General features: G+C 72.8%; 23 protein-coding genes. 10 read left to right on the top strand and 13 right to left on the bottom strand.

Annotation, left to right across the window (positions count from 1 at the left end):
• The first annotated feature begins 23 nt into the window (after nt 1-23).
• A complete protein-coding gene (locus ABD875_RS09675; RefSeq protein WP_345173883.1) occupies nt 24-539 on the top strand; it encodes an LURP-one-related/scramblase family protein in 516 nt (171 codons plus the stop codon).
• Here the strand turns inward: ABD875_RS09675 and xdhC are convergent.
• Genes xdhC through ABD875_RS09660 form a run of 3 tightly spaced genes read right to left on the bottom strand, consistent with a single transcriptional unit; the run spans nt 472 to nt 4897 of the window.
• Entirely contained in the window at nt 472-1317 is an 846-nt protein-coding gene (xdhC, locus tag ABD875_RS09670; protein ID WP_345173880.1) for a xanthine dehydrogenase accessory protein XdhC, read from the bottom strand. The genes ABD875_RS09675 and xdhC overlap by 68 nt on opposite strands.
• A complete protein-coding gene (locus tag ABD875_RS09665) occupies nt 1305-3533 on the bottom strand; it encodes a xanthine dehydrogenase molybdopterin binding subunit (RefSeq protein WP_345173877.1) in 2229 nt (742 codons plus the stop codon). The genes xdhC and ABD875_RS09665 overlap by 13 nt, the downstream gene beginning before the upstream one ends.
• Nucleotides 3530-4897 carry a xanthine dehydrogenase small subunit gene (locus ABD875_RS09660; RefSeq protein WP_345173874.1) on the bottom strand — a complete coding sequence of 456 codons (1368 nt, stop codon included), beginning with the start codon at nt 4895-4897 and terminating at the stop codon, nt 3530-3532. Before ABD875_RS09660 ends, ABD875_RS09665 begins: the two co-directional genes overlap by 4 nt.
• 307 nt (nt 4898-5204) lie before the next feature.
• On the opposite strand from ABD875_RS09660, the gene ABD875_RS09655 reads away from it, so the two are divergent.
• The 4 genes from ABD875_RS09655 to ABD875_RS09640 all read left to right on the top strand — a co-directional run bounded on the left by ABD875_RS09655 (nt 5205) and on the right by ABD875_RS09640 (nt 9412).
• On the top strand, nt 5205-7355 hold the full coding sequence (locus ABD875_RS09655; protein ID WP_345173871.1) for a DEAD/DEAH box helicase: 2151 nt from the start codon (nt 5205-5207) through the stop codon (nt 7353-7355).
• Between the two features lie 47 nt (nt 7356-7402).
• A complete protein-coding gene (locus tag ABD875_RS09650) occupies nt 7403-8122 on the top strand; it encodes a hypothetical protein (RefSeq protein ID WP_345173869.1) in 720 nt (239 codons plus the stop codon).
• A gap of 76 nt (nt 8123-8198) precedes the next feature.
• A complete protein-coding gene (locus ABD875_RS09645) occupies nt 8199-8711 on the top strand; it encodes a sigma-70 family RNA polymerase sigma factor (protein WP_345173867.1) in 513 nt (170 codons plus the stop codon).
• A complete protein-coding gene (locus tag ABD875_RS09640; protein ID WP_345173865.1) occupies nt 8708-9412 on the top strand; it encodes a zf-HC2 domain-containing protein in 705 nt (234 codons plus the stop codon). The genes ABD875_RS09645 and ABD875_RS09640 overlap by 4 nt, the downstream gene beginning before the upstream one ends.
• On the opposite strand, the gene ABD875_RS09635 is transcribed toward ABD875_RS09640, so the two are convergent.
• From ABD875_RS09635 to ABD875_RS09620, 4 genes are all read right to left on the bottom strand, one after another.
• Nucleotides 9402-10166, bottom strand: a complete 765-nt coding sequence (locus ABD875_RS09635) for a ceramidase domain-containing protein (protein ID WP_345173863.1) — start codon at nt 10164-10166, stop codon at nt 9402-9404. The two genes, ABD875_RS09640 and ABD875_RS09635, sit on opposite strands and share 11 nt — an antisense overlap.
• On the bottom strand, nt 10163-11449 hold the full coding sequence (locus tag ABD875_RS09630; protein WP_345173860.1) for an APC family permease: 1287 nt from the start codon (nt 11447-11449) through the stop codon (nt 10163-10165). The genes ABD875_RS09635 and ABD875_RS09630 overlap by 4 nt, the downstream gene beginning before the upstream one ends.
• Nucleotides 11450-11495: 46 nt before the next feature.
• On the bottom strand, nt 11496-12962 hold the full coding sequence (locus ABD875_RS09625) for an MXAN_6640 family putative metalloprotease (RefSeq protein ID WP_345173858.1): 1467 nt from the start codon (nt 12960-12962) through the stop codon (nt 11496-11498).
• A gap of 65 nt (nt 12963-13027) precedes the next feature.
• Nucleotides 13028-13426, bottom strand: coding sequence for an FAD synthase family protein (locus ABD875_RS09620; protein WP_345173856.1), 399 nt, complete (start codon nt 13424-13426; stop codon nt 13028-13030).
• A gap of 55 nt (nt 13427-13481) precedes the next feature.
• Here ABD875_RS09620 and ABD875_RS09615 point away from each other — a divergent pair, with 55 nt between their 5' ends.
• The 3 genes from ABD875_RS09615 to ABD875_RS09605 are packed head-to-tail and all read left to right on the top strand — an operon-like array spanning nt 13482 to nt 16077.
• The gene (locus ABD875_RS09615) at nt 13482-14762 is read left to right on the top strand and encodes a DUF445 domain-containing protein (RefSeq protein WP_345173853.1); all 1281 of its coding nucleotides are present in this window, start codon (nt 13482-13484) and stop codon (nt 14760-14762) included.
• A complete protein-coding gene (locus ABD875_RS09610; RefSeq protein WP_345173850.1) occupies nt 14759-15823 on the top strand; it encodes a DNA glycosylase AlkZ-like family protein in 1065 nt (354 codons plus the stop codon). The genes ABD875_RS09615 and ABD875_RS09610 overlap by 4 nt, the downstream gene beginning before the upstream one ends.
• Nucleotides 15824-15828: 5 nt before the next feature.
• Nucleotides 15829-16077, top strand: a complete 249-nt coding sequence (locus ABD875_RS09605; protein ID WP_345173848.1) for an RNA-binding S4 domain-containing protein — start codon at nt 15829-15831, stop codon at nt 16075-16077.
• Nucleotides 16078-16080: 3 nt separating this feature from the next.
• Here ABD875_RS09605 and ABD875_RS09600 read toward each other — a convergent pair whose 3' ends face one another.
• On the bottom strand, nt 16081-16449 hold the full coding sequence (locus tag ABD875_RS09600; RefSeq protein ID WP_345173845.1) for an FKBP-type peptidyl-prolyl cis-trans isomerase: 369 nt from the start codon (nt 16447-16449) through the stop codon (nt 16081-16083).
• Between the two features lie 23 nt (nt 16450-16472).
• On the opposite strand from ABD875_RS09600, the gene ABD875_RS09595 reads away from it, so the two are divergent.
• A complete protein-coding gene (locus ABD875_RS09595; protein ID WP_345173842.1) occupies nt 16473-16634 on the top strand; it encodes a hypothetical protein in 162 nt (53 codons plus the stop codon).
• 228 nt (nt 16635-16862) lie between these two features.
• Here the strand turns inward: ABD875_RS09595 and ABD875_RS09590 are convergent, their stop codons facing one another.
• Together ABD875_RS09590 and ABD875_RS09585 are read right to left on the bottom strand one after the other, a co-directional pair.
• A complete protein-coding gene (locus tag ABD875_RS09590) occupies nt 16863-17294 on the bottom strand; it encodes a CBS domain-containing protein (RefSeq protein WP_345173839.1) in 432 nt (143 codons plus the stop codon).
• A 53-nt stretch (nt 17295-17347) separates the two neighbouring features.
• Nucleotides 17348-18217: an inositol monophosphatase family protein gene (locus ABD875_RS09585; RefSeq protein WP_345173836.1), complete on the bottom strand. Its 870-nt coding sequence runs from the start codon at nt 18215-18217 to the stop codon at nt 17348-17350.
• Between the two features lie 51 nt (nt 18218-18268).
• Here ABD875_RS09585 and ABD875_RS09580 point away from each other — a divergent pair, with 51 nt between their 5' ends.
• A complete protein-coding gene (locus ABD875_RS09580; protein ID WP_345173834.1) occupies nt 18269-18700 on the top strand; it encodes a DUF2231 domain-containing protein in 432 nt (143 codons plus the stop codon).
• A gap of 4 nt (nt 18701-18704) precedes the next feature.
• Here the strand turns inward: ABD875_RS09580 and rsgA are convergent, their stop codons facing one another.
• From rsgA to ABD875_RS09565, 3 genes are read right to left on the bottom strand one after another with little or no spacing between them, the layout of a single operon-like run.
• The gene (rsgA, locus tag ABD875_RS09575) at nt 18705-19694 is read right to left on the bottom strand and encodes a ribosome small subunit-dependent GTPase A (RefSeq protein ID WP_345173832.1); all 990 of its coding nucleotides are present in this window, start codon (nt 19692-19694) and stop codon (nt 18705-18707) included.
• Nucleotides 19691-20974, bottom strand: a complete 1284-nt coding sequence (gene aroA / locus ABD875_RS09570; protein WP_345173830.1) for a 3-phosphoshikimate 1-carboxyvinyltransferase — start codon at nt 20972-20974, stop codon at nt 19691-19693. Before aroA ends, rsgA begins: the two co-directional genes overlap by 4 nt.
• Nucleotides 20975-20984: 10 nt before the next feature.
• Entirely contained in the window at nt 20985-21485 is a 501-nt protein-coding gene (locus ABD875_RS09565) for a DoxX family protein (protein ID WP_345173828.1), read from the bottom strand.
• Nucleotides 21486-21499 lie beyond the last annotated feature (14 nt).

Below are 21499 nucleotides of genomic sequence, written 5' to 3'. Positions count from 1 at the left end.
CGCCGCGCTGCGAGCGTGCAGGCATGGGACTGCTACGAGGACGACGAGACGACGACGGGCCGCAGGGGCGGCGGTTCCGGATGCGGGAGAGGCTCGCCTCGATCGGCGACGACTTCTGGATCGAGGACGAGAGCGGCGAGCGCGCCTTCAAGGTGGACGGCAAGGCCTTCCGGCTGCGCGAGACGTTCGTGCTCGAGGACCTGGCCGGCACCGAGATCGCGCGGATCCAGGAGAAGAAGCTCAGCGTGCGCGACAAGGTCGCGATCGAGCGCGGCGGCGACACGATCGCCACGGTGCACAAGGCGCTGGTGGGGATCCGCGACCGGTTCGCGATCGACGTCGAGGGCGGCCCCGACCTGAAGGCGCACGGCAACATCGTCGACCACGAGTACGAGATCGAGCGCGACGGCCAGACCGTCGCCAACGTCTCGAAGCGCTGGTTCCGGGTCCGCGACACCTACGGCGTCGAGATCAGCCCCGGGGAGGACGCCGGCCTGGTGCTGGCGATCGTCGTGGCGCTGGAGTCGCTGACCGGCTGACCTCCCGGAGCAGGGCCGCAGCCACGCCGACCGCGATCACGGCGGGCTCCTTCCCCTCGATGCCCTCGATCCCGATCGGCGTGGTGATCCGCGAGACGTCTGCGGGGGAGTGGCCTTCGTCGAGCAGCTTGCGCTCGAAGCGCGCCCACTTGGCGGCCGACCCGATCAGGCCGATCGAGCCGAGCGCCGGCGTACGCAGCGCCGCGTCGCAGAGCGCGGCGTCCTCCGCGTGGTCGTGGGTCATCACCAGGACGTGGGTGCCGGCGGGCAGGGTCGTGAGGACCAGCTCGGGCAGCACGGGGACGTCGTGCACCTGCACCCGCGCGACGGCGTCGGCGAGCACCGGCGCGAGCCGCGTCTCGGTCAGCTGGTCGGCGCGGGAGTCCACCAGGTGCAGGTCGAGGTCGTGCCGGGCGAGGATCCGAGCCAGCTCCAGCCCGACGTGGCCGATGCCGAAGACCGCAACCGAAGGCACCACCGTGAGCGGCTCCAACAGCAGCGTGACCTCGCCGCCGCAGCACTGCACACCGTGCTCGTACGGCGCCTTGTCGGACAACGTCACGGTGACCATCTCCGGCGCCGCGCCCAGCGCCCGGGCGCGCTCGATCGCGACCTCCTCGAGGTTGCCGCCGCCGACCGTCCCCCAGGTGGCGTCGGCGGAGACGACCATCTTCGCGCCGGCGTCGCGAGGGGCGTGCCCGCGGACCGCGGCCACGGTAACCAGCACACCCGGGGTCCGCGTCTCCCGCAGTCGGGAGACCGCGCTCAGCCAGTCCACGAGAGACTCCGCTCGCGGGCCCGCTCGACGGCCCAGAAGACCGCCTCGGGCGTGGCGGGGGAGGCCAGCTCGACGCTCGTCCCCGGCGGGCCGAACGCCGCGGCCGCCTGGCGCAGCGCCTCGCGCACCGAGAGAGCGAGCATCAGCGGCGGCTCGCCGACGGCCTTCGAGCCGTAGACCGAGCCGGTCTCGGTGGCGTTCTCCAGCAGCGCGACGTTGAAGACCTCCGGCATCTCCGAGAGGCTCGGCAGCTTGTAGGTGCTCGCCGACGAGGTGGCGAGCCGGCCGTCGCGCTCGTCCCAGCGCAGGTCCTCCAGCGTCAGCCAGCCCGTGCCCTGCACGAAGCCGCCCTCCACCTGCCCGAGGTCGACCAGCGGCGACAGGCTGTCGCCGACGTCCTGGACGATGTCGACCCGGCGGACGACGTACGACCCGGTGAAGCCGTCGACCTCGACCTCGCTCGCGGCGACGCCGTAGGCGAAGTACTTGAACGGGTTGCCGCGCATCGCGGCCGGGTCCCAGTGCAGCCCGTCGGTCTTGTAGTAGCCGGCGGCGAACAGCTGGATCCGGTCGAGGTAGGCACGGTGCACCCGCGCCTCCCAGGTCTCGCCGGGCACGCCCGCGAGCCGCTCGAGGATCTGCTCGCACGCGTCCTTCACCGCCGCGCCGTTGAGGTCGGTGCCGGAGCTCGCGGCGGTCGCGGAGGTGTTCGGCACCTTGTCGGTGCGCGTGGGCGCCAGCCGGACCTTGTCGAGCGGGAGGCCCAGCGTGCTCGCCGCGACCTGCAGCATCTTGGTGTGCAGGCCCTGGCCCATCTCGGTGCCGCCGTGGTTGATCAGCACCGAGCCGTCCTTGTAGACGAGCACCAGCGCGCCGGCCTGGTTGAACGACGTGAAGTTGAACGAGATCCCGAACTTCACCGGCGTGATCGCCAGCCCGCGCTTGCGGTGCGGGCTCGACTCGTTGAACGCCGCGACCTCGGCCGTGCGCCGCGCGAGCTCACCGGACTCGGTCACCTGCTCCCAGGCGCGCGCGACCCGCTCGGGGTGCCGCACCGGCTGGCCGTACGGCGTCGCCTGACCGTCGGCGTAGAAGTTGCGGCGCCGCAGCTCGGCCGCCTCGATGCCGAGCAGCGGAGCGCACCGGCCGAGCACGTCCTCGATCACGAGCATCCCCTGCGGGCCGCCGAAGCCGCGGAACGCCGTCTGCGACGTCTTGTGCGTGCGCGCCACCCGGCCGGCGGCGCGCACGTTCGGGATCCAGTAGGCGTTGTCGAGGTGGCACAGTGCCCGCGAGAGCACCGGCTCGGACAGGTCCAGGCTCCAGCCGCCGTCCGAGGTCAGCGTGGACTCGAGCGCGAGCAGGCGCCCGTCGGCGTCGAACCCGACCTTCCACGTCGCGTGGAACCCGTGCCGCTTGCCGGTCATCGTGACGTCCTGGGCGCGGGTGAGCCGGACCCGCACCGGACGCCCGGTCAGCGTCGCGCCGAGCGCGGCGACCGCGGCGTACCCGTGCGGCTGCATCTCCTTGCCGCCGAAGCCGCCGCCCATCCGCAGGCACTGCACGGTCACGTCGTGGCTGTGCAGCCCGAGGACGTGCGCGACGATCTCCTGGGTCTCGGTCGGGTGCTGGGTGCTGCACTGCACGAACACCTGCCCGGACTCGTCGACGTGCGCGAGCGACGCCTGCGTCTCCAGGTAGAAGTGCTCCTGACCGGCCATCTCGGTCTCGCCCTCGAACACGTGCGCCGCCGCGGCGAACCCGGCCTCCACGTCGCCGCTCTCGAGGAGCAGCCGGTTGCCCTGGAACGACTCGGCGGCGATCGCGTCGCGCAGGCTCACGATCGCGGGAAGCGGCTCGTACTCGACCTCGACCGCGGCGGCGCCGAGGCGCGCCGCCTCGAGGGACTCGGCGAGCACCCAGCACACGGCCTGCCCGTGAAACATCACCTCGTCGGGGAACAGCGGCTCGTCGTGCCGCACGCCGGCGTCGTTGACACCGGGGACGTCGGCGCCGGTCAGCACCCGCACCACGCCGGGCACGTCGTACGCCGGGGCCGGGTCGAGCCGGGCGATGCGTGCGTGGGCGTGCGGAGCCTGCACGGGGTGCCCGTGCAGGACGGCGCTCGTCCGGCCGACGAGGTCGTCGGTGAACAGCGCCGCGCCGGTGACGTGCAGGGCCGCGCTCTCGTGGGGCAGGGGAGTGCCGACGCTCATGCAACGACCTCCGCGTGGAGGCGGTGGAGGGACTGGCCGAGCATCGCGGAGCGGTACGCCGCGCTCGCGCGGTGGTCGTCCATCGGGGTGCCCTCGGTGGCCAGCACGGCGGCCGCCGCGCGGACGGTCTCGTCCGTCCACGGCTGCCCGGTCAGGGCGGCCTCGGTCGCGGTGGCCCGGACCGGGGTGGCGGCGACCCCGCCGAGCCCGATCGCGGCCCGCGCGACCACGCCGTCCTCGATGTCGAGGGCGAACCCCACGGCGACGCTGGAGATGTCGTCGAAGCGGCGCTTGGCGATCTTGTGGAACGCGGTCGTGCGCGCGAGCGGCAGCGGGATGCGGACGGCCCGGACCAGCTCGCCGGGGCGGCGGACCGTCTGCCGGTAGCCGGTGAAGTAGGCGGTCAGCGGCACCTCGCGGTCGCCGTCGAGGGAGACCAGCACGACCGTCGCGTCCAGGGCCAGCAGTGCGGGTGCGAGGTCGCCGATCGGGGAGGCGGTCGCGAGGTTGCCGCCTATGGTCGCGGCGTTGCGGATCGGCCGCGAGGCGAACTGGGGGAGCACCTGCTCCAGGAGCGGTACGGCGCCGCCGAGCCGGCGCTCGATCTCGCTGAGGGTGAGCGCCGCGCCGACCTCGACGTACTCCGGCGTCGCGCGGAGCTCGCGCAGCTCGGGGACCCGGTCGACCGGCACGAGGAGGGCGGGCCGGGCGCCGCGCAGGTTGGCCTCGACGCCGGTGTCGGTGCAGCCGGCGGTGACCAGCGCGTCCGGCTCGTCGGCGAGCAGCCGCAGCACCTCCTGGAGGCCGCGCTGGGCCCGTGGGGGCGGCGGGGGAGGCTGGTGCCGCCGGGCGGCGAGGGAGTCGTCGAGGCCGGGGTGGCCGAGCGCGCGGGCGGCGTCCAGGATCGGCCGGTAGCCGGTGCACCGGCACAGGTTGCCGCTGAGCGCGTGCTCGTCGAAGCCGTTGGAGCCGTTCAGCTGCACGCGGTCGGGGCGGTAGTACTCCGCGGCCATGCTGCAGACGAAGCCCGGCGTGCAGTAGCCGCACTGCGAACCGCCCCGGACGGCCATCTCGTGCTGCACCGGGTGCAGCGCCTCCGGGGAGCCCAACCCCTCGGCGGTCACCACCTCCTGGCCGTCGAGGGCGGCGGCCGGGAGCAGGCAGGAGTTCAGCGCGGTCCACTCCGTCGGGGTGTCCGCGCCCGGGCGGGCGAGCAGGACGGTGCAGGCGCCGCACTCGCCCTCGGCGCAGCCCTCCTTGGCGCCGGTGAGGCCCTGGCCTCGCAGCCAGTCGAGGGCGGTGGTGTGCGCGGCAGCGGCGAGGGGCCGGGGCGCGCCGTTCACGATGACCGTGTCGGGTTCCATGGGTCGTTCCTGGTCGAGTCGGGACAGGGGCCAGAACGGCAGGGTCAGGCGCCGTGGGCGACGCGTCCGCGCGTCCAGGCGGTGCGGTGCACGTGCCGACGTACGTCCATCTCCGCCTCCCTCAGATGCGACATGTTTCGACCGGGTCGGACCACGGTACGCCGCCGGGCGACTCGCGCGCTATGCTGGCGACAGCACTTCTGCCGTCCGCGGGCGCTCTGCCCCTCGCCGGCGTCTTCTCGTCGCGGGATGACCCCACGGGTCGCCTCCCTGTGACGGCTCGTTTCACGTACTCCAAGGAGGAGTCTTGGCTCGACAGGGCCAGCGCCGTACCCCGGCCCGCAACCAGCGCCGCGGACGCCCCCTCGACAACGAGGGCATCATCCCGGTGCTCGCGCGCGCGGTCCGCGAGGTCGAGACCGCCGTCGGTCGCGGCGCGGTGTCGCCGTCGACGCGGACGAAGTACCAGGTCGTCGCGCTGCTGGTCCGCGAGGAGCGGGCCCACCTCAAGGCGGACACCGAGATCAGCGAGGCGCAGCGCGCCGAGCAGCTCAAGCGTCTCGACGGGATCGCCACGATCCTCGCCAAGACCGCCGCGCGGGACACCTCGCTGCTGATGCTGCTCGCCGAGGACGCCGAGGTCTCCGACTCCGCCCGCGAGCTGCGCCGCCGGATGCTCGAGGCCGGGGGCGTCGAGGTGCCCGAGGAGGAGCCCGAGCCCGACGAGCCGGCCGAGGTGGCCGCGACGACGGCCCCGCGCCGCGTCGTGCCCCAGTCGGTCATCCAGCGCCAGCTCTCCAACCCCTTCCTCGTGCCCGACTTCACCGCGGTGCAGCCCGGCAGCGGCAAGGCCCGCCGGCTGGCCGGCTGGGAGCTGCTCGGGCCGCTGTTCCGCTCCTTCGAGTACGCCAGCAACGGCCCCTCCTGCATGCCCCTGCCCGACCCCGTCCAGACGCCGGTGCCGCTGCCCCCGGGCCGCGAGCTGATGCACCACCAGGCGCAGCTGATCGCGAGCGCCGCCGAGGGCCACCGCACGTTCCTGCTCGCCGACGAGCCGGGTCTCGGCAAGACCGCGCAGGCGCTGCTCGCCGCCCAGGCGGCCGAGGCGTTCCCGCTGCTGGTCGTCGTCCCCAACGTCGTGAAGATGAACTGGGCCCGCGAGGTCGGGCTCTGGACGCCGAACCGGTCGGTCACCGTGATCCACGGCGACGGCAGCGACGTCGACGGCTTCGCGGACATCTTCGTCGTGAACTACGAGATCCTCGACCGGCACGTCGGCTGGCTGGCCAACCACGGCCTGCGCGGGATGGTCGTCGACGAGGCGCACTTCATCAAGAACAAGTCCTCGCAGCGCTCGCAGCACGTGCTGTACCTCGCCGACCGGATCCGCGCCCGGATGTCACGTCCGCTGCTGATGGCCCTGACCGGTACCCCGCTCATCAACGACATCGAGGACTTCCAGGCGATCTGGGAGTTCCTCGGCTGGATCGACGAGAAGAAGCCGCTCGGCCAGCTCATGGACAGCCTCGAGGAGACCGGGCTGACCCCGGCCGACCCGGGCTTCTACCCGGCCGCGCGGCGCAGCGTCGTCGACCGCGGCATCGTCCGGCGCCGCAAGATCGACGTCGCCTCCGACATCCCCGCCCGTCGCGTCGCCGACCTCCCCGTCGAGCTCGACGACGAGGCCGGCCGCTCGATCCGCGCCGCGGAGAAGGAGCTGGCCCGCCGCCTGGTGGCCCGGTACGAGACCGCGCTCGAGACCCGCACGTCGGGCCGCACGGTCGACGGCATCGACCACCGGCTGGTGCGCCAGGTCGCGACGTGGGAGCGCGAGGACATGGAGTCCTCGAACGGCGAGAACGTCTTCAGCATGCTGCGCCGCATCGGCAAGGCGAAGGCCGGGCTGGCGGCCGACTACGCCGCGCAGCTGGCCCGCAGCGTCGGCAAGGTCGTGTTCTTCGCCAAGCACATCGAGGTCATGGACGCGGCCGAGGAGACGTTCGCCCAGCGCGGGCTGCGGTACTCCTCGATCCGCGGCGACCAGACGACCGCCGTCCGCACCCGGAACATCGACGACTTCGTCAACGACCCCGAGGTCGCGGTCATCGTCTGCTCGCTCACCGCGGCCGGTGTCGGCGTGAACCTCCAGGTCGCCTCGAACGTCGTGCTCGCCGAGCTGTCGTGGACCGACGCCGAGCAGACCCAGGCGATCGACCGGGTGCACCGGATCGGGCAGACCGAGCCGGTCACCGCCTGGCGGATCATCGCCTCGCAGACCATCGACACCCGCATCGCCGAGCTCATCGACTCGAAGGCCGGCCTCGCCGCCGTCGCCCTCGACGGCTCGGACGAGGAGGTCTCGTCCTCGGCCGACCTGCAGCTCGAGGCGCTGGTCGCGCTGCTCACCCAGGCGCTCACCGAGAAGGAGGCCAGGCTCGCCGGTCGAGCAGCTGGTTGAGTAGCCGGGCTCATGCCGGCGTGCCCCGATCTCCCGAGGATCGAGGCATGAGAGATCTACGCAAGCTCGTCAGCGCCCTGGTCATCGTCTCGTTCTCGTTCGCCGCGCTCCTCGGCATCGGCGCCATCGTCAGTGGTGGCGTCTTCGGGGAGACCGAGGTCAACGTCCTGATCACCACCGTGATCGTCGGCTGCGAGTCCGTCGCCGCGCTCTGCTACCTCGGTCTCGCGGGCCACCGGCTCGCCGTCCTCGGTGCCGTCGGCGGCCTCACGTCCGTCGTCGCCACCGCCACCGCGCTGATGATGACGTGGTCGGAGACCCTCGGCGGCGCTCACACCTGGCAGGTCTTCGGCGTCTCCGCCACCCTCGCCTGGTCGTTCGCCCAGGCCTGCCTGCTGCTCGCGCTCGTCGGTCGCCACCGGGTCGAGCCCGCCCTCGCCCTGACGCTGCTCGCCATCGCGGTCGTCGCCACGATGATCAGCGTCCCGATCGTCACCGAGTCCGTGATGACCGGGAACTACTGGCGGGCCTTCGGCGTCATCGCCATCCTCGACGTCCTCGGCACCATCGTGCTGACCGCCGTCGGTGTCTTCCGCCGCCGCCCCGGGCCCATGCCGTCCGGCCCGCTGCTGGATCCCTCCGTCGAGGCCCGGCTCGTCGCCGCGGCCGGCGCTCGGCACACCTCTCCCAGCCAGCTGGTCGACGACGCCCTCGACGCGCTGCTCGCCGGCCACGGAGGTGGTGGTCGAGGTCGGGGCCCGGCCTGAACCTTTCCGCCCTGAACCTTTCCGGCCCTGAACCTTTCCGGCCCGACCTCCGTGTGTACTACAGGTGGGAGGTGTGATGGCCGACAGCCCGGTGGCCCTGATGCAGCAGCTGCACGACGAGCACGCGACCGCGCTCTGGGGCTACTGCCTGCGGCTGACCAGCGGGGACCAGGCGCGGGCCGAGGACGTGGTCCAGGAGACGCTGCTGCGGGCGTGGCGGAACTTCCCCGCGCTGGACGAGTCCCACGGCTCGGTCCGGGCCTGGCTGTTCCGGGTGTCGCGCAACATCGTGATCGACGAGTGGCGCACCAGGCGCTCGCAGAGCGAGGTCAGCGTCGCGGAGGTCCCCGACGGCCGGGGCGAGCCCGACCGGACCGACCAGGTGCTGCTGTCGTGGGTCGTCGCGGACGCCCTGGCCCGGCTGAGCGAGGAGCACCGGGCGGTGCTGCTCGAGTGCTACTACCGCGGCCAGACCGTGGCCGAGGCCAGCCGACGGCTGGGCGTCCCCGAGGGCACCGTGAAGTCCCGCACGCACTACGCCCTGCGCGCGCTGCGCCTGGCGCTGGAGGAGATGGGGGTGGTCGCATGAGCGACTCGACGTCCTGCTCCTACGCCCACCTCGACGCGGCGTACGTCCTGGGCGCGCTCAGCGGCGAGGAGCGGCTCGAGTTCGAGCGGCACCTGCCCGGCTGCCGCAGCTGCTCGCAGGCGGTCCAGCAGCTCGCCGGCCTCCCGGGCCTGCTCGCGCAGGTCTCGCCCGACGTGCTCGCGTCGGAGCGGGTCGAGGAGCCGGTGCCGGACACCCTGCTCCCCGCGCTCGTGCAGGAGGTACGTCGCACCCGCCACCGTCGGCGCTGGACGGTGGCCCTGGCCGCGGCGGCGGCCGTCGTGGCGATCGCCGCGGGCAGCGTGGCCGTGGTCGCGGCGACCGGCGACGACGGCGGGTCCTCGCAGACCGTGGCGCTCGCTCCGGCGCACGAGATGGCGCAGGTCGACCAGACCTCGGTGTGGGGCACGCTCTCGCTCACCTCGGTCGAGTGGGGCACCCGGCTCGACCTCACCTGCACCTACGAGGCGCCGGCCGGGGGTTACCAGCCCGACGACGCGCCGCCGGTCTACACGCTCGTCGTGCACGACCGCGACGGCGGCAGCGAGCAGGTCGCGTCCTGGACGGGTCTGCCCGGGGAGCCCGTGCACGTCACCGGCGCGACCGCGCTGACCACCGACGAGATCGCGTCGGTCGAGGTGCGCACCGCCGACGGCCGGCCCGTGCTCGAGCTCACGGGTTGAGCCCCCGCTGGGGCTCGCTGGCCCAGAACCGGTAGAGCAGGTACGCCGCCGCCGCGTCCAGCAGGTGCCAGGCCGCGTGTCCCTGCAGCAGGGAGTGCGGGTCGCACCAGTGCGACTTCGTGACGTTCCAGATGGCGAACGCGAGCAGCAGACACCCCAGGGCACCCGCGCCCCACCGCAGGTCGGTGCGCTCCGGCCCGCGTCTCCAGAGCCGGACCTCGACGACCACGGCGGTGAGCAGCAGCGCCGCGAACGCGACGTTCCCGGACTGCTCCACCACGGGGACGTCGTCGCCGAGCAGCCCGACCAGCTCGCAGGCCGCCACGAACAGCAGGAACAGCTGCCAGAAGAACACCCGGTCGCGCCGGTACCACCGCATCAGGGCGTACGCCGCTGCGAACGACGCGATGAGGTACATGCTCAGCAGGTCGAGCTCACCGCCGAGCTCGGACTGGGTCGCGTGCATGGCGGCGCTCGCCGGGCCGAGGAGCACCACGACGCAGGCGTACGGCGTCGCCAGCCCGTGGAGCGACGTCCGGTCGGCGTGCCAGGCGATCAGGAGACCGGCCACGACGAAGCCGGCGTTGGAGAACGAGTTGGCCGGCTGCTTCACCCACGCGTCGCGGGCGGCCTCGCAGAAGTTCGCGCCGCGACCGACGTCCGGCCCGAGCCAGTCGGCGCCGACCGCGATCGCCAGCAGCCCGATCGAGACCACGGCGACGGCGCTCGCCCACGCCAGGGGACGCAGGGTCACTCCTCCGGCCCGGCCGGGACCAGCGCGGCGCTGCCGCCGGCGCGGCGCGCCCGCCGGCTCCGCTGTGCGGTCCAGGCGAGGGCGGCGAGGGCGACGACGAGCTGCGGGAGGAGGTACCGCCCGGTGAAGGCGAGCAGGGCGAAGGTCGCGACGAACGAGATCACCGCGCCGCGCCAGACCCAGGTCCGCCGGGGGAGCAGCTTCATCGCGGCGGCGGTGCCGACGAGGTAGACGATCGTGAACGCGCCCGTCACCAGCATCATCGTCCGCTCGATCTGCACGTCGACGACCGCGATGGCCGCGAGGGTGGCGAGCGCCCCGGCCGTGACCACGAGCAGGGAGCGCCGGGGCACCTCGCCGGCGGTCGAGCCGCGCGCGAACCACACCGGTAGGGACCCGTCGCGGCCGAGCGCCGCGCCGAGGCGTGCGCTGCCCGCGAAGTAGGCGTTCATGGCGCCGAGCGAGAGCAGCACCGCGACCACGGTGGTGACCGCCCGGGCCGGCTCGCCGAAGCCGAGCACGAGCAGGTCGGACAGCGGAGCCTTGCCGGTGTCGGGACCGAGCACCGCGACGGTGGCGAACGCGATGCCGAGGTACAGGACCGCCATCACCACCAGGGCGATCGCGGTCGCGCGGGGGATGTCGTGCTCGGGGTCGCGGTAGTCGCCCGACAGCGAGGTGACGACCTCCCAGCCCGCGAACGCCCAGATCAGCAGCGCGGCGGCCGTGCCGATCGCCGCCCAGCCGTGGGGCGCGAACGGCGTGAGGTTCTCGGCGCTGGCGTGGGGGAGCGAGACCAGGGTGGCGACCGTCAGCAGCAGGGCGAGGGCAGCGGCGATCACGAGCTGGGCCCGGCCGGAGACGCGCACGCCGTACCAGTTCATCACCGCGACGACCGCGATCAGTGCCCCGGCGGTGAGCAGCTGCGTCTGTCGGCCGCCGCCGACGCTGTCGGCGACGTACGCCCCGGCGAAGCCCGCGGCCGCCGGAGCCCCGACCGGGATCGCGAAGTAGAAGCACCAGCCGATGACCGTGGCGGCCTGCCCGCCGAACGCGCGGCGGACGTACGTCGACACCCCGCCGCCGTCGGGGTGCCGCGCGCCGAGCGCCGCGAACGTCGTGGCCAGCGGGACCGAGAGCAGGACCAGGCCGAGCCAGGCCACCAGCGAGGCCGGCCCGGCCTCGTGGGCCGCGAGCGCGGGCAAGGAGATCACGCCGGTGCCGAGCACGGCACCGAGGGTCAGGGCCGCGCCCTGGGGGACGCCGAGGCTGCCGTGGGTCACCCGGACAATCTAGGGACCCTCGCCGACAGTCCGCAGCGCAGTGCCGTCAGCGGCGCCTCGGTGGCACCGCGGTGGCCGTCAGCGTGAACCGCTGCTGGTCGTCGCGCGCCCGGCCCTGGCACGACCAGTTCGTGCGGTGCCAGCACGAGAACCGGGTCGAGGCGTTCACCAGGCTCACGGTCGCCGACGAGACCGAGCGCGGGCTGAACGCGATGGTCGCGCGCCCGACTCCCTTGCCGTTGAGGCGGATCGGGTTGGCCCCGATGCCGTGCTTGCGGCGCACGACGAGGTACGCCGCCGGCGAGGTGCGACCCGGCGGGCCGTCGACCGTGATCCGGAGCTTCCAGCCCTTGCGGATCCCGGTGCCCGGGCGGATCTTCACGTTCCGCGACGCCATGTGGTTGATCCGCAGGGTGTCGGTCGAGCGCCGCTGGGCCTTGGTCAGCTCCCAGGTCCGGCTGACCGGGGCGGCGGGCCAGGCCTTGCCTTCACCGTAGGTGCGCGCGGGGACCGAGTTGCCGCCGGCGTACGCCCGGAAGACCTTCACGAAACCGCCGTGGCGGGCCAGCACGGACTTCACCGCAGCCGTCGAGAACTGGTACCCGGCACCGGCGAACGCGCCGGCCTCGTTCCAGATCGAGCGGACGACGCGGGTGCCGTACCGGGACGCGAGGAACTCGAAGAACGCCCAGTTGCCGTACTGGTTGAACCCCTGCTCGTTGAAGCGGTCGAGCGACTGCGCGGGCTGGCCGACCTGGCCGTGCGCGAGGTACTGCCGGTTGTCGTTGACGTCGTCGGCGACCCGCTCCTCCATCCAGGTGGCGGTGCTCTCCATCAGCCAGGGGTCCTCGCCGTAGTCGTAGCTGTACTGCACGGCGTGGAAGAACTCGTGCGCGGCCGTCACCCGCATGGACTCGCGCGGCGGGGCGCCGTACTGCGCCTCGGCGAAGTCGTTGTCGAGGACGCAGTAGCCGGACGCGAGCCACTTGCGGCCCTTCGCGCGGCGCTCGGGGGCGCAGTAGCCGTAGACGCCACGCGCGCCGACCTCCTTGAGGTAGACGTCGAGCTTGGCATTGCCCCCGCGACGCGCGTCGCCGAGCGGCGGGCGGTAGCCGAGCTCGCCGACCTCGAACCGCCACACCTTGTTCATGAACTTCAAGGTGGAGTTCACCCAGGCCTGGCTGGGCGGGGCGTCCGCGGTCGTCGGCACCCAGTGGATGCAGATGTTCGCGCGGCACTTGCGCTGGGCCGGGACCGAGTACCCGTCGCCGAACTGGTCGGTCGCGCCGTCGGTCGGGCGGGCGAGATAGGCCTGCGCCTCGCGCCGCTGTGAGCCGTCGAGCTGCTGGAGCGACATGAACAGGTCGCGCAGGACCAGGGTCGTGTCCCGCGTCGGGTCGCCGGCGAAGGCCTCCCGCGCGGCGACGAGGGCCGGGTCGTCCTCGGCAGCGGTGGCCGGTACGGCGGTCAGCAGGCTCACCGCGACGACGACGGCCAGGATCCAACGACGCAAAGTTCCTCCCCGAGAACGATCGATGCCGGGAGACTGCCCCCACGGGCGGTCCCCCCAAACCAGGGTCAGGCGGTGCCGGAGATCTTCTCGATCAGCGCGGTGGTGGAGATCGCCGGCGTGCGCGGCAGGTAGACGACCTCGCAGATGTCCTTGAACTCGTCGAAGCGGCCGGCCCAGTCGTCGCCCATCACGAGCACGTCGGCCTGGTGCTCGAGGATGTAGTCGCGCTTGAGCTCGAGGCTCTCCTCGATGAACACGGCGTCGACCGGCTTGAGCGCCGCCACGATCGCGATCCGCTCGGCCTGGCTGAACACCGGCTCGCGGCCCTTCTTGCTCAGGTTGAGCGCGTCGGCCGAGACGCCGACGACCAGCCGGTCGCCCAGCGCGGCGGCGCGCTCGATGACGCGGAGGTGTCCGACATGGAACACGTCGAACGTGCCGAAGGTGATCACGGTGCGAGGCATCCGGGAATTCTGGCACGCGGGTTGGGTGCGGACGCGTGGGGGAGGATGGCGAGCGATGACGAACCCGATGACGACCACAGCGATCCCCCTGATCACGCCCGACCCCGCGGCCGACGACGAGCGCCGACGTGGGCTGCGCCGGATGCGCACCCTCGCCGTCTCGCTGCTCGGGTTCGCCGCCGTCGTGTACGTCGCCACGCTCGGGCAGGACGGCTTCCTCGGCTTCGTGAACGCCGGCGCCGAGGCCTCGATGGTCGGCGCGATCGCGGACTGGTTCGCGGTCACGGCGCTCTTCAAGCACCCGCTCGGGCTGCCGGTCCCGCACACAGCACTGATCCCCAAGCGCAAGGACGAGCTCGGCAAGGGCCTCGAGGAGTTCGTGGGGGAGAACTTCCTCCACGAGGAGATCATCCGCGAGCGCGTCGCGTCCGCCACGATCTCGCTGCGGGTGGGGCGCTGGCTCGCCGTACCGGCGCACGCGCAGCGCGCCGCCGACGAGGTCGCCGACGTGGCCGTGCTCGCGCTTAACCGGGTCCGCGACGAGCACGTCGAGGGGCTGATCCGCGACGCGCTGGTGCCCCGGTTCCACGAGGAGCCGATCGCGCCGCTGCTCGGCAGCATGCTGGAGGAGGCGGTCCGCGACGACCTCCACCACGGGCTGGTCGACCTCGGCCTGGTCGAGCTGCACCGCTGGCTCGTCGAGAACCCCGAGACCGTCACGCTGATCCTGGGGGAGCGGGCGCCGTGGTGGGCGCCGACCCGGCTCAACGACGCGGTCACCTCACGGGTGCACCGCGAGCTCGTCCAGTGGGTCGAGGACATCCGCGACGACCCGCGCCACCACGCCCGGCAGGCGCTGGACTCGATGCTCGCCCAGCTCGCCGAGGACCTGCTGACCGACCCGGCCACCCAGGAGCGCACCGAGCGCTTCAAGGACCGGCTGCTGGACCACCCTCAGGTGCTCTCGTCGAGCGTCTCGCTGTGGAACGCGCTGCGCCGCTCGCTGCTGGCGTCGCTGACCGATCCCGCGGGGGCGGTGCGCCAGCGGCTGCTGACGGAGCTGTCGTCGTTCGCCGAGCGGCTGCTGGCCGACGAGGCGCTGCGGACGCGGCTGGACGGGCTGGCGGCCGACGCCGCGGTGTTCGGCGTCGAGCGGTACGGCACCGAGGTGACCACGATCATCACGACCACGATCGAGCGGTGGGACGGCAAGGAGGCGGCCCGGCGGATCGAGCTGCACGTCGGCCGTGACCTCCAGTTCATCCGCATCAACGGCACGATCGTCGGCGGCCTGGTCGGCGTGCTGATCCATGCTGTCTCCGTGACGATCGGATGACCCTCCAGCTGTCCCGCGAGGACGCGAGGCGGATCGCGGTGCGCGCCCAGCTGCTGGACGCCGACCGCCCGGGCGACCTGTTCGAGGTCGCGCGGCACCTGACCGCGATCCAGGCCGAGCCGACCAGCCCCATCGCTCCCAGCGCCGACCTGGTGCTGTGGAGCCGGTTGGGGCCGTCGTACGACCCGGGCGAGCTGCGCGACGCGCTCGACGAGCAGGCCCTGATCGAGCACCAGGGGTTCATCCGGCCGGTCGAGGACATGGCGCTGTTCCGCGCGGAGATGGCGGCGTGGCCGGGCACCGGACCGCTGAAGGACTGGGAGGTCGAGCGGGCGGAGTGGGTCGAGGCCAACAACGGCTGCCGGCTCGACGTGCTCGCCGCGCTGCGCTCCGACGGACCGCTGCCGACCAGCGCGTTGCCCGACACCTGTGAGGTGCCGTGGCGCTCCAGCGGCTGGAACAACAACCGCAACGTGCAGCGGCTGCTCGCGCTCATGGTCCAGCGCGGCGAGGTCGCGACCGTCGGGCGCCAGGGCCGAGAACCCCTGTGGGACCTCGCTGGCCGCGTGTATCCCGACGACCCGGTGCCCGACGTGGAGACGGCGCGGCAGGAGCTGGCCGAGCGCGAGCTGCGCGCGCTGGGCATCGTCCGCAAGAGCCCGGCGGGGGAGCCGGCGGTCGTCGAGGGGGTGCGTGGCACGTGGAAGGTCGACGCCGGCCTGCTCGACGGCTCGTTCACCGGCCGTGCGGCCCTGCTCTCGCCGTTCGACCGGCTGGTCTTCGACCGCAAGCGGCTGGTGGACCTGTTCGGGTTCGAGTACCAGCTCGAGATGTACAAGCCGGTCGAGCAGCGGCGGTGGGGGTACTACGCCCTGCCGGTGCTGTACGGCGACCGGCTGGTCGGCAAGCTCGACGCCGCGGCCGACCGTGCGGAGGGCGCGCTGGTCGTGCGTGCGCTGCACGAGGACGAGCCCTTCGCCGACGAGATGGCCGCTGCGGTCTGGGCCGAGGTCGAGGACCTGGCGCGCTGGCTCGACGCCGATGTCGTACGGGCAGAATGAGCGCCATGGCCGAGCCGTTCGACGTACCCATCCGTGACGAGTCCATCCGGCTCGGTCAGTTCCTCAAGCTCGCCAACCTCGTCGAGAGCGGCGCGGAGGCGAAGCCGGTGATCGCCGACGGCGCCGTGCTCGTCAACGGCGAGGTCGAGACCCGCCGCGGCCGGCAGCTGGTCAAGGGCGACGTGGTCACCCTCGGCCCGCAGTCCGCGCGCGTGGTGGACGAGGCGTCGTACGACGACGGCCTGCCCTGGTAGCTCTCAGCTCACCGCGAGCAGGTCGACGACGAAGATCAGCGTCTCGCCCGGCTTGATGACCGCGCCGGCGCCGCGGTCGCCGTAGCCGAGGTGCGGCGGGATGACCAGCTGGCGGCGGCCGCCGACCTTCATCCCCTGCACGCCCTGGTCCCAGCCCTGGATGACCTGGCCGATGCCGAGCCGGAAGTCCAGCGGAGTGCCGCGGTTGTACGACGCGTCGAACTCCTCGCCGGTCGAGTGGGCAACGCCCACGTAGTGCACTGACACGGTCGAGCCGGCGGTCGCCTCGGCGCCGCTGCCCTCGGTGATCTCGGTGACCACCAGGTCGGCCGGCGGGTCGAAGTCGGGGAAGTCGATCTCGGGCTTGTCCATGCCAGCCACCCTAGCGAGGACGCATGACCAGACGGCGCCTGCGGGTACGGACGGACATGAAGCTGATGAGAGCCGTCGCGGCCGCCGGTGTCGCGAAGAAGCTGTACGACGAGTCCCGCAAGCCCGAGAACCAGGCCCGGATCAAGGCCGCGGTCGACAAGGTCCGGGAGCGCCGGCGGCGCTGAGCCCGCTCACCGTCCCCGACGTACCGTGGAAGGTGAGCACCTGAGGTCGCGGACGCCTGATGCCCTGGGGCCGGGTCCGCGACCGTCCCTCCGGGGAGGTGCTCACCGGGGACGGTGACCAGGGAGCAGCGAGGTCCCGCTCCGGTAGTCCCGGTCACCGCTGCCGACCGGGGCGAGGGACCGTTGAGTGCGGGCGACCCCCGAGGTCAGCACTCGGCGGTCCCGCTCTCAGCCCTGGTGCACGTAGCTGTCGAGCTGGTCGCGCTCGAACTCGAGCTGGTCGATGCGGTGCTTGACCACGTCGCCGATCGAGATGATGCCGACGAGGACGTCGCCCCGGACGACGGGGACGTGCCGGATGCGCCGGTCGGTCATGGTCTTCATCAGCTCGTCGACGGGGGTGTCCTCGTCGCAGGTCTGGACCGAGGTGGTCATGATCGCGCTGACGGAGTTGTTGATGACCGTGCCGTCGCGGTGCAGGTGGCGTACGACGTCACGCTCGCTGACGATGCCCTCCAGCGTGGTGCCGTCGGAGCTGACGACGAGGGCGCCGATGTTGTTCTCGTCGAGCGTGGCGATGAGCTCGCGCACGCCGGCGTCCGGGCTGATCGTGACGATCTCCTGGCTGGGCTTGGCCTGCAGCACCTCACTGATCCGCATGCCGTCGACGGTACTGGCGAGCAGGCCCGGCGTACAGGGTCAGTCTCGGGCGCTCACTCGCGCGAGCGGTGCATCCGCAGGTCGGACACCGACCCCGGGCCGGTGGACCGCGAGTCCGGGTCGTCGTCGTCGTGCGGCATCGACCCGAGGAACGACAGCACCGCCTCGTGCAGGTGGCCGTTGGTCGCCAGCGCGTTGCCGCCGAACGGGCCGTCGGTGCCGTCGAGCGAGCTGAAGCGGCCACCCGCCTCGCGCACGATGATGTCGAGCGCCGCCATGTCGTAGACCTCGAGCTCGGGCTCGGCGGCGATGTCGACGGCCCCTTCCGCGAGGAGCATGTAGGACCAGAAGTCGCCGTACGCCCGGGTGCGCCAGCAGCGCCGCATCAGCGTCAGGAAGTCCTCCATCTGGCCGCGCTCCTCCCAGCCGGAGAGCGAGGCGTACGACAGCGACGCGTCCTCGAGCCGGCGTACGTCGGAGACCTGGCAGCGCGTGGCCTTGAGCAGCGAGCGCCCGGTCCAGGCGCCGTTGCCGGACGAGGCCCACCAGCGCCGGTTCAGCAGCGGTGCGGAGACGACGCCGAGGACGACCTCGTCGTCGACGACCAGGGAGGTCAGCGTCGCCCAGACGGGCACGCCGCGCACGAAGTTCTTGGTGCCGTCGATCGGGTCGATGACCCAGCGCCGCTGGCTGTGCCCGGTCGAGCCCTGCTCCTCACCGGTGATCGCGTCGCGCGAGCGGACCCGGGACAGCGTCCGCCGGATGCTCTCCTCGACCGCCTGGTCGGCGTCGGTGACCGGGCTCAGGTCGGGCTTGCTCATCACGTGCAGGTCGAGCGCCTTGAAGCGCGCCTCGGTCAGGGAGTCCGCGTCGTCGGCCAGGACGTGAGCCAGCCGGAGATCGTCGGTGTAGTCAGTCGACACGCCGTCAGCCTATGCACTGAACGCTCCGCGGTGGTGGACCGTGTACGAGTCATGGAGATCAACGGCCTCCCACTTCACCCGCTCGTCGTCCACGCGGCGGTCATCTTCGGCCCCCTCGCGGCCCTCGCGGCGCTCGCCTACCTCGTCCCACGCTGGCGCGACGTGATGCGCTGGCCCATGGTCGTGCTCGCCGTGGTCGCGACCGGCGCGCTCGTCCTGGCGTACTTCTCCGGAGGCGACTTCCTCGACAGCAGGTCCGAGCTGCGGCAGCTCCCGCAGGTCCAGGAGCACGAGGAGCTGGGCGAGCAGCTGCTCTGGGTCAGCCTCGCCTTCGGGGCGGTCGCGGTCCTGTCCGGCTGGCTGCACAGCCGCACCGGTGCGCTGCGGGTCGTGCTCGACGTGCTGCTCGCGGTGTCGTCGGTCGTGCTGCTGGTGTGGGTGTTCCGCACCGGTGAGGCCGGCGCCCGCGCCGTCTGGGGCTGACGGACTAGTACGCCGGCTCGCTCCGCGCGGCCAGCAGCCGCCGGAACGACGCGACCCGGTCCGGGTCGGCCGTGCCCGCCTCGACGGCCTCGTCCAGCCCGCACTCCGGCTCGTCGGTGCCGTGCGTGCAGCCGCGCGGGCAGTCCTCGGTCATCTCGTCGAGGTCCGGGAACGCCTCGATCAGCCGCTCCGGCTGCACGTGCGCGAGCCCGAAGGAGCGGATCCCCGGGGTGTCGATGATCCAGCCGGCACCGTCCGGCAGCTCGAGCATGAACGCCGACGTTGACGTGTGCCGCCCGCGGCCGGTCACCGCGTTGACCACGCCGACGTCGCGGTAGGCCGTCGGCACCAGCGCGTTGACCAGCGTGGACTTGCCGACACCGCTCGAGCCGACCAGCACGCTGGTCCGCCCGTGCAGCCGCTCACGCACCTCGGTCAGGTCGCCGCCGCGCTGGGTGACGACCCACGGCACGCCGAGCGAGCGGTACGTCGAGAGCAGCGTCTCGGGGTCGGCGAGGTCGGCCTTCGTGAGCACCAGCAGCGGCTGCATGCCCGCGTCGTACGCCGCGACGAGCGCGCGGTCGATCAGCCGGGGCTGGGGGTCGGGGTCGGCGAGCGCGGTCACCACGACCAGCTGCTCGGCGTTGGAGACGATCACCCGCTCGACCGGGTCGTCGTCGTCGGCGGTGCGGCGCAGCGTGGTCACCCGCTCGCGCACCTCGACGATCCGGGCCAGGGAACCCTCGTCGCCGGACGTGTCGCCGACGACCCGGACCCGGTCGCCGACCACGACGCCCTTGCGGCCCAGCGGGCGGGCCTTCATCGCCATCACCTTCTGGCCGTCGATGAGCAGCGTGAAGCGCCCCCGGTCGACGGTGACCACGACGCCGTCGACCGCGTCGTCGTAGGCGGGACGCTCCTTGGTGCGCGGACGGGTACGCCGACGGGGACGGTCGTAGTGCTCGACGTCGTGGTCGGAGTACCTGCCGGTCACGACGGGATCAGCCCTGACCAGAAGCGCGCGAAGTCGGGGAACGTCTTGCCGGTGGTGCCGATGTTCTCCACGAGCACGTCCTCGACCGCGGCGCCGACGATCACGCCCGCGTGCGCCATCCGGTGGTCGGCGTAGGTGTGGAACACCCCGCCGTGCAGGGGCGCCGGGGCGATGCTGAGTCCGTCGGGGTGCTCGGTGACGTCCGCGCCGAGGCCACCGAGCTCGGTGGCGAGGGCCGCGAGCCGGTCGGTCTCGTGGCCGCGGATGTGCCCGATGCCGCGCAGGTGCGACGGCCCCTCGGCCAGGGCGCACAGGGCGGCGACCGCCGGCGTGAGCTCGCCGACGTCGTGCAGGTCGACGTCGAGGCCGAGCAGGGTGCCGCTCCCGGTCACCTCCAGCCCCTCGTCGGTGAACGCGACCTCGCACCCCATCGTGGTCAGGATGTCGCGCAGCGCATCGCCGGCCTGGGTGGTCGACCGCGGCCAGTCGCGCACGGTCACGGTCCCGCCGGACACCGCCGCGAGCGCGAGGAACGGCGCCGCGTTCGACAGGTCCGGCTCGATCACGTGGTCGGCCGCGCGGATCGGTCCGGGCGCGACCCGCCAGCGGTTCGCCTCGGAGTCGTCGACGTCCACGCCGTGCTCGCGCAGCATCGCGACCGTCATGTCGATGTGGGGGAGCGAGGGGACCGGCTTGCCGTCGTGGCGCACGTCGACGCCCTCGTCGTAGCGCGCCCCGGCGAGCAGCAGCGCGGAGATGAACTGCGACGACGCCGACGCGTCGACCACCACCGTGCCGCCGCGGACCGAGCCGGAGCCACGCACCGTGAACGGCAGGGCGTCCCCGGGCACGTCGACGCCGAGGCCGCGCAGCGCGCCGAGGATCTCGCCGATCGGGCGCTTGCGCATGTGCGGGTCGCCGTCGAACGCCACCGTCCCCGTCGACAGCCCGGCGATCGGTGGGACGAAGCGCATCACCGTGCCCGCGAGGCCGCAGTCCACGGTGGCGTCGTCGGTGAACGTCCCGGGCGTGACCGTCCAGTCGTCGCCGGACGTGTCCACGGCCGACCCGAGCGCGGTCAGCGCGCCGGCCATCAGCAGGGTGTCGCGCGAGCGCAGCGCGCGGCGTACGACGGACGGGCCGTCGGCGATCGCCGCCAGCACCAGCGCACGGTTGGTGAGCGACTTGCTGCCGGGCAACGACACGATCGCGTCGACAGGGCTGCTGGCGCGGGGCGCGGGCCAGGGGTCCTGCCAGGAGTCATGCTGAGCGTCGGTCACCCGCCGAAGCCTAGTGGCGCAGGTGCGCGTCCTTCGCCAGTCGTCTTGCCTCGCGGCGGGCGTCCTTGGCCGCGCGCCGGGCGCGCCAGGCGACGCCGGGCTTGCCGTCGGTGTCACCGGCGGCGATGACGAGGCCGCCGAGCACCGAGATGTTCTTGAAGAAGTGCAGCCGCTGCTGTGTCTTCTGGGCCGGGTCGTCCTGCTCCCAGTACCGGTGTCCCGCGACCGTCGTCGGGACCAGCGACGCGGCGAGCACCGCCGCGGACAGCCGCGGCATCCGGCCGGTCGCCAGCGCCAGCGCTGCGCCGATCTGCACCCCGGCATTGATCCGCACCAGGGTCTCGGTGTCGTTCGGCACGGGGACGCCGGCCTTGCGGATCGCGGGCACCAGCCGGGAGGTCACCGGCTCGGCCTTCGTGGCGGCGGCGGACGGGTTCTTGAGGGCGGCGGAGGAGCCGACCACGAAGATCGACGCGAGCATGGGGCGGGCGATCAGTCTGCTGACGGTCATGGGTACCTCCTACC

This window comes from Nocardioides caricicola, from assembly GCF_039541135.1.
Lineage (GTDB): Bacteria > Actinomycetota > Actinomycetes > Propionibacteriales > Nocardioidaceae > Nocardioides > Nocardioides caricicola.
Note: the sequence above shows the minus strand (reverse complement) of the source record. Positions and strands in the feature narration are given on the sequence as shown.

What these genes read in the sequence shown, in the direction of transcription:
- ABD875_RS09640 (WP_345173865.1), top strand. Translation starts at nt 8,708, where the DNA reads ATGAGCGACTCGACGTCCTGCTCCTACGCCCACCTCGACGCGGCGTAC.
- ABD875_RS09580 (WP_345173834.1), top strand. Translation starts at nt 18,269, where the DNA reads ATGGAGATCAACGGCCTCCCACTTCACCCGCTCGTCGTCCACGCGGCG.
- ABD875_RS09590 (WP_345173839.1), bottom strand. Translation starts at nt 17,294, where the DNA reads ATGCGGATCAGTGAGGTGCTGCAGGCCAAGCCCAGCCAGGAGATCGTC.
- ABD875_RS09600 (WP_345173845.1), bottom strand. Translation starts at nt 16,449, where the DNA reads ATGGACAAGCCCGAGATCGACTTCCCCGACTTCGACCCGCCGGCCGAC.
- ABD875_RS09615 (WP_345173853.1), top strand. Translation starts at nt 13,482, where the DNA reads ATGACGAACCCGATGACGACCACAGCGATCCCCCTGATCACGCCCGAC.
- ABD875_RS09620 (WP_345173856.1), bottom strand. Translation starts at nt 13,426, where the DNA reads ATGCCTCGCACCGTGATCACCTTCGGCACGTTCGACGTGTTCCATGTC.
- ABD875_RS09565 (WP_345173828.1), bottom strand. Translation starts at nt 21,485, where the DNA reads ATGACCGTCAGCAGACTGATCGCCCGCCCCATGCTCGCGTCGATCTTC.
- ABD875_RS09650 (WP_345173869.1), top strand. Translation starts at nt 7,403, where the DNA reads ATGAGAGATCTACGCAAGCTCGTCAGCGCCCTGGTCATCGTCTCGTTC.
- ABD875_RS09610 (WP_345173850.1), top strand. Translation starts at nt 14,759, where the DNA reads ATGACCCTCCAGCTGTCCCGCGAGGACGCGAGGCGGATCGCGGTGCGC.
- ABD875_RS09595 (WP_345173842.1), top strand. Translation starts at nt 16,473, where the DNA reads ATGACCAGACGGCGCCTGCGGGTACGGACGGACATGAAGCTGATGAGA.
- ABD875_RS09660 (WP_345173874.1), bottom strand. Translation starts at nt 4,897, where the DNA reads ATGGAACCCGACACGGTCATCGTGAACGGCGCGCCCCGGCCCCTCGCC.
- ABD875_RS09605 (WP_345173848.1), top strand. Translation starts at nt 15,829, where the DNA reads ATGGCCGAGCCGTTCGACGTACCCATCCGTGACGAGTCCATCCGGCTC.
- ABD875_RS09665 (WP_345173877.1), bottom strand. Translation starts at nt 3,533, where the DNA reads ATGAGCGTCGGCACTCCCCTGCCCCACGAGAGCGCGGCCCTGCACGTC.
- ABD875_RS09675 (WP_345173883.1), top strand. Translation starts at nt 24, where the DNA reads ATGGGACTGCTACGAGGACGACGAGACGACGACGGGCCGCAGGGGCGG.
- ABD875_RS09645 (WP_345173867.1), top strand. Translation starts at nt 8,199, where the DNA reads ATGGCCGACAGCCCGGTGGCCCTGATGCAGCAGCTGCACGACGAGCAC.